The organism is Leptospira congkakensis, from assembly GCF_004770265.1.
Lineage (GTDB): Bacteria > Spirochaetota > Leptospiria > Leptospirales > Leptospiraceae > Leptospira_A > Leptospira_A congkakensis.
Genome location: NZ_RQGQ01000016.1, coordinates 92,517 through 110,055, shown reverse-complemented (window position 1 = coordinate 110,055; position 17,539 = coordinate 92,517). Strand labels below are relative to the sequence as shown.

17 protein-coding genes are annotated in these 17,539 nt (G+C 38.3%); 7 read left to right on the top strand and 10 right to left on the bottom strand.

Going from position 1 to position 17,539, the window contains the following annotated elements; translation table 11 throughout:
* Positions 1-47: 47 nt before the first annotated feature.
* Genes EHQ70_RS10930 through EHQ70_RS10920 form a run of 3 tightly spaced genes read right to left on the bottom strand, consistent with a single transcriptional unit; the run spans position 48 to position 2,608 of the window.
* On the bottom strand, positions 48-1,274 hold the full coding sequence (locus EHQ70_RS10930) for a porin (protein WP_135586324.1): 1,227 nt from the start codon (positions 1,272-1,274) through the stop codon (positions 48-50).
* 32 nt (positions 1,275-1,306) lie between these two features.
* Complete coding sequence (locus tag EHQ70_RS10925; protein ID WP_135586322.1) at positions 1,307-1,708, bottom strand: hypothetical protein; 402 nt, start codon at positions 1,706-1,708, stop codon at positions 1,307-1,309.
* Between the two features lie 21 nt (positions 1,709-1,729).
* Positions 1,730-2,608 (bottom strand): DUF455 family protein, encoded by an 879-nt coding sequence (locus EHQ70_RS10920; protein ID WP_135586320.1) that lies wholly within the window; start codon positions 2,606-2,608, stop codon positions 1,730-1,732.
* Between the two features lie 66 nt (positions 2,609-2,674).
* Here EHQ70_RS10920 and EHQ70_RS10915 point away from each other — a divergent pair, with 66 nt between their 5' ends.
* Both EHQ70_RS10915 and thiD read left to right on the top strand, forming a co-directional pair.
* A complete protein-coding gene (locus EHQ70_RS10915) occupies positions 2,675-3,013 on the top strand; it encodes an MGMT family protein (RefSeq protein WP_135586317.1) in 339 nt (112 codons plus the stop codon).
* Between the two features lies 1 nt (position 3,014).
* Positions 3,015-3,815, top strand: a complete 801-nt coding sequence (gene thiD, locus EHQ70_RS10910) for a bifunctional hydroxymethylpyrimidine kinase/phosphomethylpyrimidine kinase (RefSeq protein WP_135586315.1) — start codon at positions 3,015-3,017, stop codon at positions 3,813-3,815.
* 8 nt (positions 3,816-3,823) lie between these two features.
* Here thiD and EHQ70_RS10905 read toward each other — a convergent pair whose 3' ends face one another.
* Complete coding sequence (locus EHQ70_RS10905) at positions 3,824-5,941, bottom strand: sigma-54-dependent Fis family transcriptional regulator (protein ID WP_425270030.1); 2,118 nt, start codon at positions 5,939-5,941, stop codon at positions 3,824-3,826.
* A gap of 247 nt (positions 5,942-6,188) precedes the next feature.
* Here EHQ70_RS10905 and EHQ70_RS10900 point away from each other — a divergent pair, with 247 nt between their 5' ends.
* The 4 genes from EHQ70_RS10900 to yihA are packed head-to-tail and all read left to right on the top strand — an operon-like array spanning position 6,189 to position 10,052.
* A complete protein-coding gene (locus EHQ70_RS10900) occupies positions 6,189-8,117 on the top strand; it encodes a GAF domain-containing SpoIIE family protein phosphatase (RefSeq protein WP_135586313.1) in 1,929 nt (642 codons plus the stop codon).
* A complete protein-coding gene (locus EHQ70_RS18710; protein ID WP_135586311.1) occupies positions 8,114-8,437 on the top strand; it encodes a tRNA lysidine(34) synthetase in 324 nt (107 codons plus the stop codon). Before EHQ70_RS10900 ends, EHQ70_RS18710 begins: the two co-directional genes overlap by 4 nt.
* Positions 8,368-9,414: a tRNA lysidine(34) synthetase gene (locus EHQ70_RS10890; protein ID WP_341867409.1), complete on the top strand. Its 1,047-nt coding sequence runs from the start codon at positions 8,368-8,370 to the stop codon at positions 9,412-9,414. Before EHQ70_RS18710 ends, EHQ70_RS10890 begins: the two co-directional genes overlap by 70 nt.
* 5 nt (positions 9,415-9,419) lie before the next feature.
* Positions 9,420-10,052, top strand: a complete 633-nt coding sequence (gene yihA, locus EHQ70_RS10885; RefSeq protein ID WP_135586307.1) for a ribosome biogenesis GTP-binding protein YihA/YsxC — start codon at positions 9,420-9,422, stop codon at positions 10,050-10,052.
* On the opposite strand, the gene EHQ70_RS10880 is transcribed toward yihA, so the two are convergent.
* From EHQ70_RS10880 to EHQ70_RS10860, 5 genes are all read right to left on the bottom strand, one after another.
* On the bottom strand, positions 10,031-10,744 hold the full coding sequence (locus EHQ70_RS10880) for a hypothetical protein (protein ID WP_135586304.1): 714 nt from the start codon (positions 10,742-10,744) through the stop codon (positions 10,031-10,033). The genes yihA and EHQ70_RS10880 overlap by 22 nt on opposite strands.
* Positions 10,745-10,873: 129 nt before the next feature.
* Complete coding sequence (gene lsa25, locus EHQ70_RS10875; protein ID WP_244288307.1) at positions 10,874-11,497, bottom strand: surface adhesin Lsa25; 624 nt, start codon at positions 11,495-11,497, stop codon at positions 10,874-10,876.
* A 73-nt stretch (positions 11,498-11,570) separates the two neighbouring features.
* On the bottom strand, positions 11,571-13,058 hold the full coding sequence (gene omp85, locus EHQ70_RS10870) for an Omp85 family outer membrane protein (protein ID WP_135586301.1): 1,488 nt from the start codon (positions 13,056-13,058) through the stop codon (positions 11,571-11,573).
* Between the two features lie 72 nt (positions 13,059-13,130).
* Positions 13,131-13,643 carry an acyl-CoA carboxylase biotin carboxyl carrier protein subunit gene (locus EHQ70_RS10865; protein WP_135586299.1) on the bottom strand — a complete coding sequence of 171 codons (513 nt, stop codon included), beginning with the start codon at positions 13,641-13,643 and terminating at the stop codon, positions 13,131-13,133.
* 1 nt (position 13,644) lies between these two features.
* Positions 13,645-15,090, bottom strand: coding sequence for an acetyl-CoA carboxylase biotin carboxylase subunit (locus EHQ70_RS10860; protein WP_135586298.1), 1,446 nt, complete (start codon positions 15,088-15,090; stop codon positions 13,645-13,647).
* Between the two features lie 94 nt (positions 15,091-15,184).
* Here EHQ70_RS10860 and EHQ70_RS10855 point away from each other — a divergent pair, with 94 nt between their 5' ends.
* Positions 15,185-17,185, top strand: a complete 2,001-nt coding sequence (locus EHQ70_RS10855) for an LTA synthase family protein (RefSeq protein ID WP_135586297.1) — start codon at positions 15,185-15,187, stop codon at positions 17,183-17,185.
* On the opposite strand, the gene EHQ70_RS10850 is transcribed toward EHQ70_RS10855, so the two are convergent.
* Positions 17,165-17,479, bottom strand: a complete 315-nt coding sequence (locus EHQ70_RS10850) for a 7(1) septoil knot domain-containing protein (protein WP_135586296.1) — start codon at positions 17,477-17,479, stop codon at positions 17,165-17,167. The two genes, EHQ70_RS10855 and EHQ70_RS10850, sit on opposite strands and share 21 nt — an antisense overlap.
* Between the last annotated feature and the right edge of the window lie 60 nt (positions 17,480-17,539).

Sequence of the window (17,539 nt, the reverse complement as noted above, 5' to 3'; positions counted from 1 at the left end):
CTTGCCCACGATTAGAAAGAATACACTTCTATCGTGGGCTTTTTTATTTAATATCGAACTGAGGCTGCTGCGACAAACAACCGCTCTACACGAGTGTGTTTATTTTTATCGGTTTCGAATACCGGATCCATTGATTCTCTTTGAATGAATTCAAAACGAATGAGTCCAGGATTCCACTCTAAAAAATCAAAAGTAACTGTATAACCATTGGTTAAAAATCCATTTCGAGTATATGTTGTTGCCATCACTTGTTTTGGATCATAAAATCGTTCCGCACGCAAACTCAAACGGTATAAATCCTCATACCGAAAACTGACCCAAAAAGTTCCATGGTACCACTGATTATAAACATTGGATTCTCTATTGGTGTAAATTCCAAGTGTGGGATTGACTTCCTTCCACCATGGTTCATATTGAAACGATTCTTTCGCCTTTTGTGCCCCGACATCACCGGAAGCAGCAAAGGACAACCAATCTAATGCCTTCCACTCGAGAATTGTATTATTATAAAATCTTGTTTGTTTGCGTTCAAAATCAGGAGCTTCATTACCTGCAAATTGATTTGCGATAATTGTAAAATTAGGTGTTAGAAAAAATTTAAACTGAGTTCCTAGAGATTTATCTTTGTTTTGGTCGGTAATATTTTGCCAACCATTCATAACATGGAATTGAAATTGGAATTTATCAGTGAACTTTGTCGTAAGCCTGACTCCAGATGCATAATATGGAACAAAATCTAGTGCTAGCGCCCGGGTATAATTCCAATTGTCTGAGGATATCCAAGATTCGTGTCCTATATGACCAAAATAAATTCCAGCATCTATCCAAGTATCTTTGGCGATTTTTACACCGACATAGGCTTCTTGGATATGTTTCACAGAGTTTTGATTGGAACTTACATCTTTATTGGCTTCTGGCGCATAATTCGTGTTTACCGAAGTTCCAAATTGCAAAGCAATTCGACCCCTCACCTTTTCCTCTTGCCATTTAGCATCCACAAATCCCATGTTGATGTTAAATTCATCATTACGGACTGCTTGTGTCGTGTATTGGCGTTCTTTCGATATCGGATGATTGTTATTATGCGAATAATAGGTATCAACAAAGGCACCAAACTTCAAACTGGCGGGAAGTGGGTTTGTTTGCACTGGTTGAACGACTGGAACGGAAGGTTCCACGGTTGTTGGTTTTGTTTCTTCAGCATTCAAAACGGAAAAACTAAAAATCAAAAACCAAACGAGTGTTGCGAATTTTAAATAAACGATTTTTTTCATGGAGATCCGCTCCCGAAAGAGCGGAAATATATTTATTTTTTTAGTAGCTCTTTGATTTCTTTTGGAAAACTGAGAAGTTCTTCAGGGATCACAATTAATTTTTTTCTAAATTTGGCTTTGTATTCTTTTTTGAATTTTGTATGGCATGACTTACAAGTTTCATCTGGTTTTCCCACTGCAAGTTTTGCATCGATAATCTCTTTCCATTCTGCTTTTTGATCATCCGGTGCCATGTCTGGAACCTTTTCTAAGATTTTATTCAGATAATCTGCATTGTCTTTTTTATCATACAACTTGGTTGCTGGTTTGGTAAAGTCTTCCATGAAGTCATGAAGATTCATTTCCGTATTAGCTTTGACTTTTTTTTCAGCATTCAGTACTACTCCGAGTGCAGAAAAAAATAATAATAAACTCAATACCATTCTCAATTTCATAATTACCTTCCGCTGGAAATCCTAAGGACTAGGCAACTTAGAATCAAGTCTGTTTTTACGAAGGATGGTCTCTCCTAATCCGAATTTTTTTACAGATTCGAGGTTGACCCTACCAGTATATTCATCTTCATAACTTCCAAGAGACAAAATGAACTCAGGGTTCATACCCGCAAGTGCTCTTGTTTCCGGTAAATATAAATAACCCTTAGCTCTTCTAGGAGTAAATGGAAATTGAATCAGAGAAAGATAATGTTCCCAATGATTTTTATTTTCTGGAACAGAATGTTCGAAAGCACGAAGTCCTCTTTTCACATGTTTGATTTCATCTTCAAAAATTGTGAGCATGATTTCGGAAGTTAGATCATCACCGAAGTAAGAAAAAACTTGTGCATAAACTTGAGCATAATCTAAATTGGCTCCTTCAAAAGAAACGGACATTACTGCTGCAAAAGATTCCAAAGTGCCAAATTGACCGAGTTGTTTCCAAAAAATATAATTCAATGGAAGGTCACCAAAATTAACTCCGAACTCTCTCATTCGATCTAAATAGAGTTTTAAGTGAGTTTGTTCTTCTTCGATCGTTTTTAAAAAACCATTCCGAACCGATTTGGGTGCTGATGGAAAAGCCAAAAGAGCCCAAGCAAATAACTCGATCGCCATTAGCTCATGATTTGCAAAATGATGAAGGCTCAGCCCACGATTGGATACTAAATTTAGATGTTCCAAACGAGGGATTTTTACCTTTTTATCCGAAAACTGGAGTTTGGGAGAACGGCCAGGTGATTCTATTCGTATGGGCATAACATCGGTTTCCTCATCCCAACGCCTACTGGGAGGTAATAGTTTATCTTCCAAATTTGGAGCGAGTAACAAATGTTTTGCGTATTCGGAAATTTTCATTTCGATTCGGTTCTGAAAAGGGATTTACAAAAAAAAAATTAAAATTAGAATATAAATCCAAATTCAATGAAGAGTCCTAAAACTAAAAGTAAGAATTTTTATGATTCCGTGTATGTTGTCGTAAAAAAAATCCCCAAGGGTAAAGTCACTACCTATGGACATATCGCTTTACTTCTAGGAAATCCAAGAGCGGCAAGGGCCGTCGGTTATGCACTAAACGCACTCAAAAAAGAAATGGAACAAAAGATTCCTTGGCAAAGAGTCATCAATGCCCAAGGGAAAATTTCTTTTCGTGGAGATATTTTCCGTGCCGACCTTCAGAAAAAAATCCTACAATCAGAAGGTGTTTCCTTTGATCTAAACGATGATACATTGAATTTTGACAAGTACGGATGGTTCCCATAGTATGATCAAAAATTTTCCAATTACCTTAACTGTTGCTGGATCCGATTCCGGAGGTGGGGCCGGGGTTCAAGCCGATCTCAAAACCTTTTCTTCACTCGCAACTTTTGGAACCACAACCTTCACTTGTTTGACAGCTCAAAATCCTGATGGGGTCACGGGTATCTCCGAAATTTCACCCGACTTTGTAGCCGCACAACTAAAAGCAGTTTCCGGATACTTTCCCGTCAAAGCTGCAAAAACCGGAATGTTATACTCTGCCAAAATCATCGAAGTAGTTGCTGAATTTTTTTATGAAAACCCAGACATCCAACTGGTAGTGGATCCAGTCATGGTCGCAACTAGTGGCGCAAAATTACTGAAAGACGACGCCATCAATTCTTTAATCAAAGATCTAATACCACTTGCAAAGCTCATCACACCTAATCTAGATGAGGCGTCATTACTTCTGGGTGAAAAAATCCACCAATACGACCAACTGGTTCCTATGGCTGAGAAATTATTCCAAAAGTATAAAGTGCCTATTCTTTTAAAAGGCGGTCATCTCCCCAATGCTTCGGAAGCCACAGATGTTTTGTTTGATGGAGAATCATCTTATCTATATTCAAAACCATTTTTGAAAGGTAAAAACACACATGGCACAGGTTGTACTTATTCCGCCGCCATCACATCCTTTTTAGCTCACGGAAAAAATCTCCCAGAAGCAGTTGGTTCAGCAAAAGAATACCTTCACCTAACACTAGAAGATGAAATTCAAACGGGACCCATTTCCCATTTGAATCATTTTCCAGAACCAACCAACTAAACCAATACTTAGTATTCGATATTGAGTTCTTTGATTTTTTTATCCAAAGTGTTTCGGTTGATTCCCAAAAACTTTGCGACTCGGGTTTTTGTATAACGGAACTTTTTCATTGCATATTGGATGAGTCTTGATTCCACTTCGCTCACAACTATTTCCATAGCGCGACCATCAAGGCCATCTAGTTGTCCCGGTGTCAATCGACCCGATCCTAAATCCAGAGGTTCAGCACCAGACACGGATTCTACATGGTTCAATTGGGTCACTTCTGTTGCATGTTCCGGCATATCTTCCAAACTAGAAAGAATATCAGAAAAATCCTCTTCACTTAAGATCTCGTCTTGAGCAAGAACAACGGCTCTTTCGATCACATTTTCCAACTCACGGACGTTACCTGGCCAACGGTATTTCAATAGAAGTTTGGATGCCTCTCTAGAAATCCCTTTTACCACTTTATTATTGTCTTTTGTGTATTTTTCCAAAAAGTGATTCATGAGTAGAGGAATGTCCTCAACACGATCACGTAATGCTGGTGTATTGATTTTGACTACATTCAATCTATAAAAAAGATCGGCTCTAAACTTTTTCTCTGCAACTAATTGTTCTAACTCTGCATTCGTTGCCGCAATGATTCTAACATCTACTTTTTTTGCTTTGGTAGATCCAATCGCTTCGATTTCTCTTTCTTGCAACACACGTAACAATTTAGATTGTAAGTTTAAATCCATTTCGCCAATTTCATCGAGAAATATGGTTCCTGTGTCTGCTAATTCAAACTTTCCTTTTTTATCAGTCACCGCACCCGTAAAAGATCCTTTTTTATGACCAAAAAGTTCGCTCTCAAGTAAATTTTCAGGAATTGCGGCACAGTTGATTTTGATGAATGGATTTTCAGAACGAGAACTATTGTAATGAATGGCATTGGCAATCATCTCTTTACCAGTTCCTGATTCACCCGTAATCAAAACAGATGCTCTGGAATCGGCAACCAGTTGGATTTTTTCAAACATCTTTTCCATACTGGCAGCTTTACCGATGAGAGATCCAAACTTATACTTATTTTTTAATTCTCTTTTGAGTTGGATATTTTCACGAGATATTTCTTTTTTAGCCTCTTCCACCAAGTTTTGAATTTTAATCGATTGGGAAATAATGGAAGCAACCACTTGTAAAAAATCTAAATAAGATTTTAAATCAGTGTGTTTGTTTTGAACGATAAATGCATTTACAACACCAAGCATCGTTTGTTCACTGAGAATGGGTGCACAAAGTAAACTTACGTTATGTGGATCATGCTTAAAATGAGACAAATATCCAACACGATTTAAAAAATCAGGATGGCTTGCGACCGATTCAATGATGATAGGTTCACCGGATTCATATACCTTTCCAGTAATTCCTTCACCAGATTGGTAACTACCTTTATCAATCTCTTCTGGAGACAACCCAGAGGCAGCAACGATCCTGAGTAGTCCTTCTTCTTTTTTAAATAAAACAATACTTCCCTTCTCTAAACGAAGTGATTTTTCCATTGTGACCATAATGGAATCAAAAACTTCATTTTGATCTAATGTGGAACTAACCACTTTAGAAATTTCAATAAGGGTTGCTTGAATTTTAGTTCTTTGTTCTAAATTACGAATGGTTTGTAAGTTTTTAAAAATTTGACCTGCTTGGTGAGCAAGGACACTTACAATTTCCAACATCTCTGCTGTAAACGCATTCAATCTGTTGGAGTCGAGCGAAATAACCCCAATAATATCATCTTCCACAATCATCGGAGCAACTAACTCTGATTTGATTTCTTCCTTTACTTGAATGTAGTCCGGATCTTTAGAAACATCATTGACGAGCTTCGCTTTTCCTGTAGAAGCAGCCACCCCAGTAATCCCTTGCCCAATTTTCAGTTTGGTTTCCCGAAGGAGTTGTTGGTTCATCCCCCGAGAAGTGACTGCATCCAGGACTGCATGTTTTTCATCAATGAGCATGAGGGACCCAGATTCCACCCCACAAATTTGGATGCAACGATCCAAAATGAGCTCAAGAAGCCCGTCTGGGTCTTGGGTAGAATTCATAGCTGTGGCAACTTCGTGGATGGATTGGATGGGATTAAATTTTTTCACGCTCATAGTTCTTGCTCTTTATTATTACGCCCTGCCTCGAAAGAATACAGAAGGACACTGCTAGTGACCAAAACACTATGCTTATTTATTGAACAAATAAACCATTTTTTAATCATATTCGCCGACATCCTTTCGATTTCTGCAGAAAAAACAACTTTTGCTTATAGATTAAGCATGAATCGTACCAGGTTTCTCGGATTTATAGGAAATTCTTGTAGCATATGAAAAAAGAAATCGAATAACCTGGCTAAGGATGAACCGAGAACCCATGGAAGACCGGATTTGTTTGCTTTGTGCGGAACCCCAACTTCCCAATGGGATCACGAAGAATGGTCGGTTTTTCTGCCAAACCTGCAATCGCGAATGGATTCTGGAAAAACGCAAAATCCCTCGGATTGGGAAAAACATCCTCTCCTCCCAAGAGAAAACTGAGTTCCTCTTAGACAATCTCTCTCTATTCAACTCAAGTATTGATTTGGAAGATTTGATGCAAAGATTTACTGAACTCATCTCAGTACGTTTGAAACGAGATAAGGTGGCCGTGTTTATCACCAATTTAGAATTAGGTGAAGTTAAATTAGCTTACTATTCGACCAAACAAAAAACCTTAGAAAGGGCCATCAAACGAATCACTTTAGATTATGATTTGAGTTATGGAATTTTGATTGAGTCCATGGCAAAGGGAGAACCTTGTTTTTATAAATTTTCAGAACAAACCCATCCATTTTATCAATTCTATTCTAAACTGACAGGAACCAAATCACAACTAGTCATCCCCATACTTTACGCCAACACAGCTGTGGGAATGGTAACCATTGATTATGAAGACGAAGATGATTCTTATTTTGTGGAGGATCAGGAAATTTTGCAAATTGTTGTTGGTCAATTTGCTGTTTCCCTTCGAAATTCTCTTTTATTTTCTAAATCCGAAAACCAATCCAAAAACTTTCAAAGTTTACATACAGCCGCACTCACCCTAAGCCAACTCTATCTTAACAACCATGATGAAATGGTTAGGATGATCCTTTTAACTCTCTCTGGAATTGTAGAATCTTCGGTCACTTCTCTGATTGAAAATCCACCAGGTTCCTCAAAAGCAAAAATTTTCAAACTTCATCGTGATTTAGAAAACCAACAAATCCAAACTAAAACCGAAACCATAGATGTACAAAAGATTCACTCACTCTTGCAAACAAAAGAAACCATTACCATCGATCCAAACTCTATCCTTGATTTCGAAACAATAGGAATCGAAGGGAAAGAATCCATGGTGTTTCCTTTAACCTTAGAAAATGGAACTCGTTGTGTATTCATTTTAACCAAACAAAATAGTAGATTCCCACATGACGAAATTGAAGCACTGAATGCCTTTGTTTCCTTAGCCAGAATCACGATGGAAAATTCTAATTTATACCAAAACCTTTCCAATAAAGAAAGATTGGAAAAAGAAATTGAAATCGCAAAAGAAATCCAAAGTACACTTTTACCTAGAAAAGCTCCCGAAGCCGAAGGATTTTCTTTTGGTGGTTTTATGGTGCCCGCTCGTGGAATCGGTGGAGATTATTATGACTTTATCCTTTCACCTAATAGAAACGAGTTGTTTATCTGTATCGGAGATGTCAGTGGGAAAGGAGTGGCGGCAGGACTTGTGATGGCAACCGTCAGAACCATTTTACATTCCCTAGTTCGCGTTAAAGATTCTCCTTGGGAAATCCTAAACGATATCAATAATTATCTTTATTCCAGTTATAAAGAAGCCATCACTCCAAGGTATATGAGTATGATTTTGCTAAGATGGAACCTGATTACAGGGGAAGTACAATTTTCAGGTGCCGGTCATGGAAATTTTTACCATTACCATGCAAATTCCAAATCGCTATCGGTGATTGAAACAGAGGGAGTCATTTTAGGAATCCAACCCGATATTTCCGCATTTCGGAATGAGTCCAAATTGAGATTTGAATCTGGTGACACCATATTACTCTATACTGATGGAGTCACAGAGGCACGAAATGCTGAAGGAATCGAGTTTAGTGAACCAAAACTCAAATCCAGTTTTCTTTCTTGGATCTCCCTCGAGCCAAAAAACATTCTCGAGAAGATCTATTCCGAACTAAAAGAATTTGTCAAAGAACAGGAACAACACGATGATATCACTATGGTGGCAGTAAGGAAGATATGATTTCGGAAATTCCAACTCCAATCACAAAACTATTTGATTTGGCCCTTAGCCGAATGGGAAACAAACTCCCCGAACTTTGGGCAGAAAACAAAACTCAGTTTCTTATCTCCTATTCTGGGGGAAAAGATTCCTCTATCTTGGTTTTGTTTTGGAAATATCTAATGGAGAGATACCAAATCCAAATTCCAACTTTGTTTTATTTGTCTCATGGCATTCGTTCCATTGAAGAAGAAGAAAAAGAACTCTTCCAATTTTTAAAATCCACGAACTTCCCTTTTCATTTTGTAAAAAAAAAATCCCAAATTTATCTCTCAAACTAAAAAAGGGATTAGAAGAAACAGGAAGACTTGTTCGTTACCATGAACTAAAAAAAATTACGAATCAAAATCCATCCATCATCCTTACGGGACACCACTGCAAAGACTATACAGAATCTATTTTTTTACACCTAACACGGGGTGGTGGTAAAAAAGCATTTTATACCCTTCCTCCTTTTGATGGAGAACGGTTTTTACCTTTAGTTTTTTTTGAAGATAAAGAATTAGAACAACTTTACTTATTTGTTTCTGAAAAGATGAGAATCTTTGAAGACGAATCCAATAAAGATTCAGTGTATAAACGTAACCGTCTCCGTATGGAATTATTACCAGTTTTAGAAAAAGAAAACTGGAACTTTCACAAAACCTATTGGAATTTTCATGATAGGTCACAACTAAGTTTACAGTTTGATTTAAAAAACGAAAACATTCAAAAACCTACACCTCATTTATTTCGAATCCCTCACGAAACTTGGGTGAGCCTAAATTTATCCGCAAAAAAAGAACTCATCGACTTTCATTTAAAACTTCTGGGACATTATCCTCTATACAAATCAGGGTTTGATAATTTCCATCTCCAATCAGAAGGGGAAAGAGCATTTTTAGAAAACAAAAACTGTTTTTTATACAAATCGAAGTTTGGTGATCTTTTCATCATTGATAAAAAATCTCCTGCCTTTAAAAAGGCGGTCTCACACCGGGAAGGAAATTTTCTTTTGATTGATTGGAACCAAAACAGGTTTAAACTTTCTGATCCAGAAGAAAAATACAATCTAGGATCTTGGCACCATGGCCAAAAAATCCAAATTCGCTCAGGAAATAAGGAAATTTCTGAATGTATGCGGGAAAACGGGATTCCTTTTTTCCTCAGAACCTTCATTCCTATCCTTTATTTTGAAGGAGAACCCATTCAAATTTTGTTTTCTCTGTTTTCAAAAAGTGAAAAGAATTATCCCAAACGAATCTATCTGGAAAGGTGAACTAGATGCATAAGTATTCCAAAGAAATTCCCTTTCCAGAAACTAAATTTTTTACATCGATTGCACATCTAAGTGAAAAGGAAGAATTAGATTCTGTGCCTTCTATCACATTTATGGGAAGATCCAATTCTGGTAAGTCCAGTTTACTGAATGCACTCTCAAATCATAGAGGACTAGCCAAAGTTTCAAAAACACCAGGAAAAACAAAACTCATCAATATATTTAGAACCAAAGAAGGGTTTAATCTCATCGACTTACCAGGATTTGGTTATTCAAAAGCATCTCATAAAGAACACAAAGATATGATGAAACTTTTGGAAGGTTTTCTCAATAGTTGGAAAAATTTAAAAATTTTATTTATCCTCTGTGATTCACAAAGAGAATTTCCTGAAGAAGAACTTTCCACCATAGAAGTGGCTATGGAAAAAAAAATTAAACCTGTTGTGATCCGCACCAAAATTGACAAACTCAACCAAAGCGAACAACACCGAGTGCGTACAGACATGGAAGCAGCAATGAATGAAATTGGAGTTCCCTTTCGAGTATTTTACCTTTCGGCAACAACAGGTAGAGGTGTTGGAGAATTAAGAGAGTTTATCGTAGAAAATATGGTGGATCAAACAAAAGTGTCTAAGTAATTACCGGAGTTTGATCCGGTTTGAAGACTCATCATTCCAAACAAATTAGAAGTCATCATCTTACGAAAATCTGTTAACAACGCAAAAGTTTCTTTTAGTTGTTCTTTCACACGAAGAAGTCTGACTTCCTCTTCCAAACGTTTTTTTTCAGATTCAATTTCTTTCAATCGTTCCGCAGAATGAACATCGGTTGCAGATTTTTTAGTTTTCTCTGACTCTAACCTTGTTTCCAATTCTTTGATTTTAGATTCCAAATCTTTTTCATGAGATTTCTGCATGATCTCTTTTGGATTTAATTTGGTTTTCTCTTTCGAATTAGTTTTTTTGTCCTCTTCTTCTTTCAACTGAAAAAGATCTTTGATGGATTTTCCATCCGAATAAGGAGTTAGGGCCGGGTCTTCTTCCGAATTTGGTTTTGTACGAGTAACAGCTTGAGTCTCTCCACTAACTGCTACCATACGACCATCTCTTAGCTCATAATTGATTTTGACTTGAACTTCTTGGACATCTCGTCCTTCCCTGAAAGCTTGATTTTTGAATTCGGCTGCATGGCCTAGTTCATGAGAAATGACATGGAGAGCGGAAAGAGATTCAGGGGCAGATTCCAATTGTCCATGACCGACATAACTCACCCGCCGATCTTTTAGAAGATCTACATTCATACGATTGAATGGGGACTCGTCAATTCTCATGGAAACCTCACCACCTAATGGGTACTTCGGTTTATTCTTAGAAAATATTAGTAGGAAATTGAGTTTTTGGAAAGCGAAAACTCTCCTGAAAGTTCAGGAGAGTGGTGAAATTAGAGTGAAACTGGTAATTTATGGGCCGGTGCGAATGCAGCGGACAAAATTCCTTTGTGTTTTCACAACAGTCTTTTCAACTCCGTAAGATTGTCTGTCGAAAGAAATGGCATGAGCCGTTTCTCCCGGAAGATCTTCATTATTGGACCAGGCAGTCCAATAATCACCTTCTTGGGTAGATGGAAAGAATTGGAGGGTTGCGGCTCTACCAGGAATGACTAATCTTTGGTATTCGATCACAGTAGGAACTCGCCAAGTGGCTCCTAAGTAGTTGCTATTTTGGCAAGCACCATAGAGTTCACTAGATCCAGCAATTCCAATCGACGAAAATCCTTGGACCACTTGTGGGAAAGCAATTGAGTTACAAGCATGTGTTTTGGAATCACAAAAGGCAACTTCTGCTGCTCCTGCACGAGCTGTGTCATAAGGATTGAAGATAGAACCTTGTGGAGCCCCTAAACAATCGTTAAACCCAGCACGATACACTTGGCCGTGAGTACATTTCTGCCAAATTAAACCTGATGCTAAATCGGAAATGGTTCCATTTCCATTATCCCGAAGACTTTGGTTTGCAATTAGTCCTGCAAATAGTTGGTTGGTTTCTTCCGGGCTTAAACCGTAGACATCTTCTACTGGTTTCATTTCACAATTCATGAAAAAGGATAAGACCAAAAGAGCGAAACAAAATTGAATTTTTTTCATAATCTCTGCTCTCCTAAAATATATGGTTAAAGTTAATGAATGTTTGTCTATCTTCATTTGAAATCGCATGATCAAAATAGATAACAGTTGCTTGGTTCCACGGAATTCGTAGTCCAATCCCTCTAGAATGTTTGTAGTTTTTAAGATTTGCATCTTCTGTTCGATCCCAAACTCGTCCTACATCATAGAACGGAACCAATTGGAAGTCAAAGTGTTGTCCCCAAAACTCAGTCTCTGCAAACTTCCAACGAATTTCGAAGTTAGCAAATGCCATGGTTTGTCCTACAAAACGATCTTGTTTGTAACCGCGAATGGTAGTTCTTCCGCCAAGACCTGATTGGTTGGTTTCGGTTCCCCACATGTTGCGGTATTCGTAAAATGGTGCGTCCCCATTGGTTTGGATCATTGTTCCGCGAGCGGCAAGAACAAACTTTTCCAAAATTTCCGGAGGTTTACTTGTGAACCACTGAACTGGACTTAGGAAAATACGACCCGACACTAAGTTTTTATTAAAATCATAGGTAGAACCAATTGCCTTGGCGGAACGTTCGTGTGTGTATTCCAAAAATACCCCGCGGTTAGGATCCGGCTCAAAGTCACGTGTATCAAATACGATCCCTGCTCGGACTGTATTCGTATAACCACCGTTAATACCTTTTATCTTTCCATCTTTATCTTCACGAGTTAATTTTGTTTCCCCTTGAGGAGTTCCAAAAGTACGGTCGACATCGAGTAGTCCCAAAATTCCATCCGCTGGACCCAATAGGGCGTTGTTATACTTTCCATCATAAGTACGAATGATTTGTTTTGAGAGACGAACCCCAGTCACCGCACGAAGTGTTCCTCCGAAGAAGGAATATTCACCAGAAGTGCTGAAGTTAGGATTTTCAATATCGTATCGATTGTATCTATGATCACTGACGATAGGTGCTTCTCCTACCCCGGCATCCCCTTGACGACGATAGTTCAAATTGTCTTCATAATCGGAAAAAGGAGCATTTCGTCGAATTTGACCATTGGGATCGTTCCTTTCTAAATAAGAAAGCGGTTGGAGGGTGTCAGATCCAACTCCAAAGAAAAGGGAATTGGGATTTCGTTCATAAACCAAATCTGCACGAAGTCTCCATTTTGTGTCAAAAATATAAGGAGCGTCGATACTCAATTGGTGGTAAGGTGCTCTTTTCGTCGTATTAAAATACTGAGCAAATACCCGGACACGGTAGGGAGTGTATTCGAACATGGGGGATGTTTTGGCCCCATTGTAAAAATAGAGCACACGTGCCCCATACCCTACCCCCACATTGGGATCGGAGTTGATGAGAGGAAGTCCAGTGAAGTATCCCCCCTCTTTTTTATTCTTAAAATCCCGCTCGCTCAGCCTCTTTTTTTCAGAGATCTCGAACGGAAGGTCGGTACGGGGTTGACGTTCCTGACCGAAAACCCCGTGGAAAAACGAAAAAAACAACAGAAGTGTGAAACTTCTTAAAATATGATTGTACATTCTCTACCTATCAGCCAAAGAAACTGCCTTATGCTGGGAAGTTTGAAAAATATGTCAAATAGATTCGAAGATTTATGTTTTTTCCGGTTCGATTCTGTGTAAAATGATGAGCACTTCGTCTTGTTGGACCAAATCCCCTTGTGCCTTGCGAATTTCTTCCACTCGACAAGGATACGGTGCCTTAACGGCGTTCTCCATTTTCATTGCTTCCAAAATGAGGAGGGTTTCTCCTCCCTTATGTTCGCGACCGACCTCAGTAGAGATTTGCACTACTTTTCCCGGCATAGGACTTTTGATTTCCGGTGAGGTTTGGCCTGCACCTTCATACTGGCGTTCGGCGAGTTTTCCACTCCAAATTTCACCTTTCCAATGGAGGAAAATCTCATTTCTTACTTTAAGATATTGTAATATAGATCCATCGTTCATAAAAACGGAACGGAGCGGATTTGTATCTGACTTTCTTTCCTCTTTAATCCAATCATCTAGTTGGAAAGAAAAGGAATCTTTTTCCAATCGCACTCGAACTTTGGAGCCACTTACAAAAACAGATGCAGAACCAGATTTGGTTTCAAATAGATAATCCATATTATGTGGTCTCACTCAACCAAGGGTTACTTGATTCTTTAGAAGTAAAAAATGCACCGGCGAAAGCGAGTTTAAGCTCTTCCTTTGTATTGTTTGCCAACAGTGCAGGTTCGTGGTCTGCGATGTAATGAGTGGAAACTTTTCCTTCCGCAAATTCTTTTGTAGAAACTAACCTTTGTAAAAATTGTAAATTGGTTTTAGGACCAAAAACAATTGTCTCAGACAAACATTCAATTAGGCGGTGGATGGCCGTGATTCTGTCTTCCCCCCATACAATCATTTTGGCAATCATGGGATCATAAAACATTGTAATCTCGGAGCCAGAAACAACTCCCGAATCAATTCGTAAATAATCTCGTTCCGGAAAAGATAGATGGTGGATTTTTCCAGTAGAAGGTAAAAATCCTTCTTTCGGATCTTCCGCATAAATTCGCACTTCTAATGCATGTCCCTTTTGTGGTGGGGTTTGTAACTCAGGTAACGCTTCTCCCTGACAAACTCGAATTTGCCATTCCACTAAATCAAGGCCCGTGGTCATTTCCGTGACAGGATGTTCCACTTGCAAACGAGTGTTCATCTCAAGAAAATAGAATTCCCCACTTTCACCTAATATGAATTCGACGGTTCCAGCACCTTCATATTGTACGGCTCTCGCAGCATTCACTGCAGCTAGTGACATTTGTGATTTTAAATCAGCACTATAACTGGGAGCAGGAGTTTCTTCGACGACCTTTTGGTGGCGTCTTTGTAAGGAACAATCCCTTTCGTGTAAGTGGATGATGTTGCCTTGAGAGTCTCCAAAAATTTGAAACTCAACATGGCGCGGATTGGTAATGTATTTTTCTAAAAGGATTCGATCATCACCAAAAGCAGAAAGAGATTCCCGTTTTGCGGAAAGAATTCCTGGTTCTAATTCTTCAGGGGAATCGATCCTACGCATTCCTTTTCCGCCACCACCGGCACTTGCCTTTGCCATAATAGGGTATCCAATTTTTTCCGCTTCTTTTTTGAATACGGACATTTCTTGTGAGGCACCTTCATAACCGGGAACCACTGGCACTCCATTCTTTGCAACTAACAATCGTGAGCCGATCTTATCTCCCATCGCATTGATCGAATGAGGTTTTGGTCCAATGAATCGAATTCCCTTTTCTTCTAGTTTTTTCGCAAAGTCAGTGTTTTCTGATAAAAATCCATATCCTGGGTGAACGGCATCGGCTCCCGTTTCGATACAAGCGCGGATGACCTTTTCTACATTTAAGTAGGAGGAACGAGCATCTGTCCCGCCGAGTGAGAACGCTTCGTCTGCTGATCGGACAAATAAACTTTGGGCATCAGGATCTGAATAGACAGCAACAGTTTTGATGCCCATTCTTTTTGCGGTGCGAATGACACGAACGGCAATTTCACCTCGGTTGGCGATGAGTATTTTTTGGATCGGCTTCATGTGAGTAGGATCAAAACTAAACTGCCTTGAAAATAAATCAACTGAAAGATCGTAAGTCGATTGACCGCACTTATCATTCGCAAATTCTTTTTTTATGGTGAAACAGTTCCCTAGTTTTAGATTTTCAGATCGAATCTTTCTAACTTATTTTTTCTTTGGATTTTTAACCCTATTCCTTCACCGAGTTTTGTTTTTTTTGGTTTATTCCTATCGTTTGGAAGAATTCCCAGTTTTTGTTTTACTCAAAGCATTTCTTTTAGGGTTTCGGTTTGATTGGGTTACCGTATCCATTTTGTTAGTTGGGTTTTATATCCTTTCTCTTTGGAATGGGGCTTCCAAACTAAAATCCTACCGTTATTTTTGGATGATCACTCCTCTTGTTCTTTTTCCTTTTTGTTTGATCCACCTTTTTGCTGATTTGTTGTACTTTGAGAACGCCAACAAACATATCGGATATGAGGCCATTGTGTTTTTGGGAGATTTAGATGTGTTAGTTTCTTCCGCATTCCAAGAAGCTCCTTTTAAAATTCTGTTATTTGTCCTATTTATCGTTCTTTATATTTTTGGGATTCGGTATTGGTTTCGTAAAAAACAAATCACAAATCAAACAAACGAAGAAGAAACCTTTGTTTCTAAAATTGTGAAAACCACAGTTTGGATTCTTTTTTTCTTTATTGGACTTCGGGGTGGGCCACAAGAATCTCCCTTACGTGCGAGTGAAGCCATCATTTCCGACAATGCTCTCATCAACCAAATTGCATTAAATGGAATTTACACCACCATCAATGATTTTAAAAGCCAATCCATCCCCAAACATTTAAAAATGACAGATGAAGATATGTTGGCAGTTGTGAAAGAAGAAATTGGTTACGAAGGTGCAGAGTTTGTGGAGGATCCCGAGTTTCCATTATTACGAAAAATCAAAGGAATTCCAGGTAAAAAACCCATCAATGTAGTTCTTGTAATCCAAGAATCTTGGACAGGAAAATATGTTTGGCCAGTTTCCAATGGAATTTGGTTGGGAAAAGAAGTAACACCGTATTACAACACTTTGGCGAAAAAAGGTCATAGTTTTAAAAAATTTTATGCCAATGGAGGGAGAACAAGTAATGCATTACTTTCTGTTCTTACAAGTGTTCCCGACAGGCCAGGACTTACGGCCATTCGGACACCACAAATTCTCAGCAATTTTTCTGCGATTGGAAATCTATTTTCTGGATTTGGATACCAAACCAGTTTCATTACGGGTGATGATTTAAAATTTGATAGTTTAGCAACAATCCTTCCTCATTTTGGATTCCAAACTTTGATTGGAAAAGAAGACTTTCGAAAAGCTGGAAAATATTCCATCGGTGCTTGGGGTTATGATGATGAACATCTTTACTCCAAAGCATTGGAAGAAATGGATTCTTACCAAAAAGAAAACAAACCATTCCTTATGACCATCCTTACAATGACAACACATTACCCATACAAGGTACCCAATCCAAAGTATGAAATTTATGGTCATACTGTAACCGATTATGATTACCTCAATACATACCATTATTCCGATGCAGCATTGGAGGTATTCATGAAGGAAATTCAAAAGAGAGAATATTTCGAAGACACTTTATTTGTCTTTGTTGGAGATCACACCCATCATCGATATCTCTCTTATTATGAAGATAGAATGGTTCCTTTTTTATTATATGCGCCAAAATACATCAAACCAAAGTTAGACGAAAGAATTGGCTCCCAACTTGATGTTCTCCCCACCATTTTAGGAGTGGTGGGAAACGAAACTTACTTTGCAGGATTCGGAAAAGATTTACGTGCGAAATCAGTAAAGTCTGGTAGCACTTACTTTGCATATGGTAGTGCTTGTGGTTGGATTGATGAAGAAAAAATTCTTTACCAAAGTGTTGATGGGGATACTCAATTTATTTTCCAAATGATTCCACCGTATGGCGAAGATCCGGCTTGTAAAGCAGACCAAAAACAATGTTTCCACCAAACAAAGAAAGCAAAGGCTTTTTTCAATTTATCCTTAGAATTAATGAATCGAAATTCTGTTTATCCGTTAGAAGGTTCTCTACGGTACACCCGGAAATGAATTTACATACTTGATTTTGATGTCGGGGAAACTTGTCACAATCTTTACTTTGAAATCAGGAAAGGAGCTGACCACTTTCCACTTACCACAATCGGAAGGAAAACTACTCACCTTCTTTACTTTGAGGTCTGGAAAACTATCTACGATTTTTACTTTAATGTCAGGGTAACTCGTGACAAACTTAACCCTCCCAGCTAATTTTTTTCCTTTGAAAGTACAATCAGATCCCACTTCGCCTGCAAATAGAGCCGAGCTGAATAAAATTTCCAATATAATAACAATCAGCTTCTTCATACGAACGCCTATTTTTTAAGAAATAAATTCTAGATTTATTTTCCAACCTGTCAATCCTTT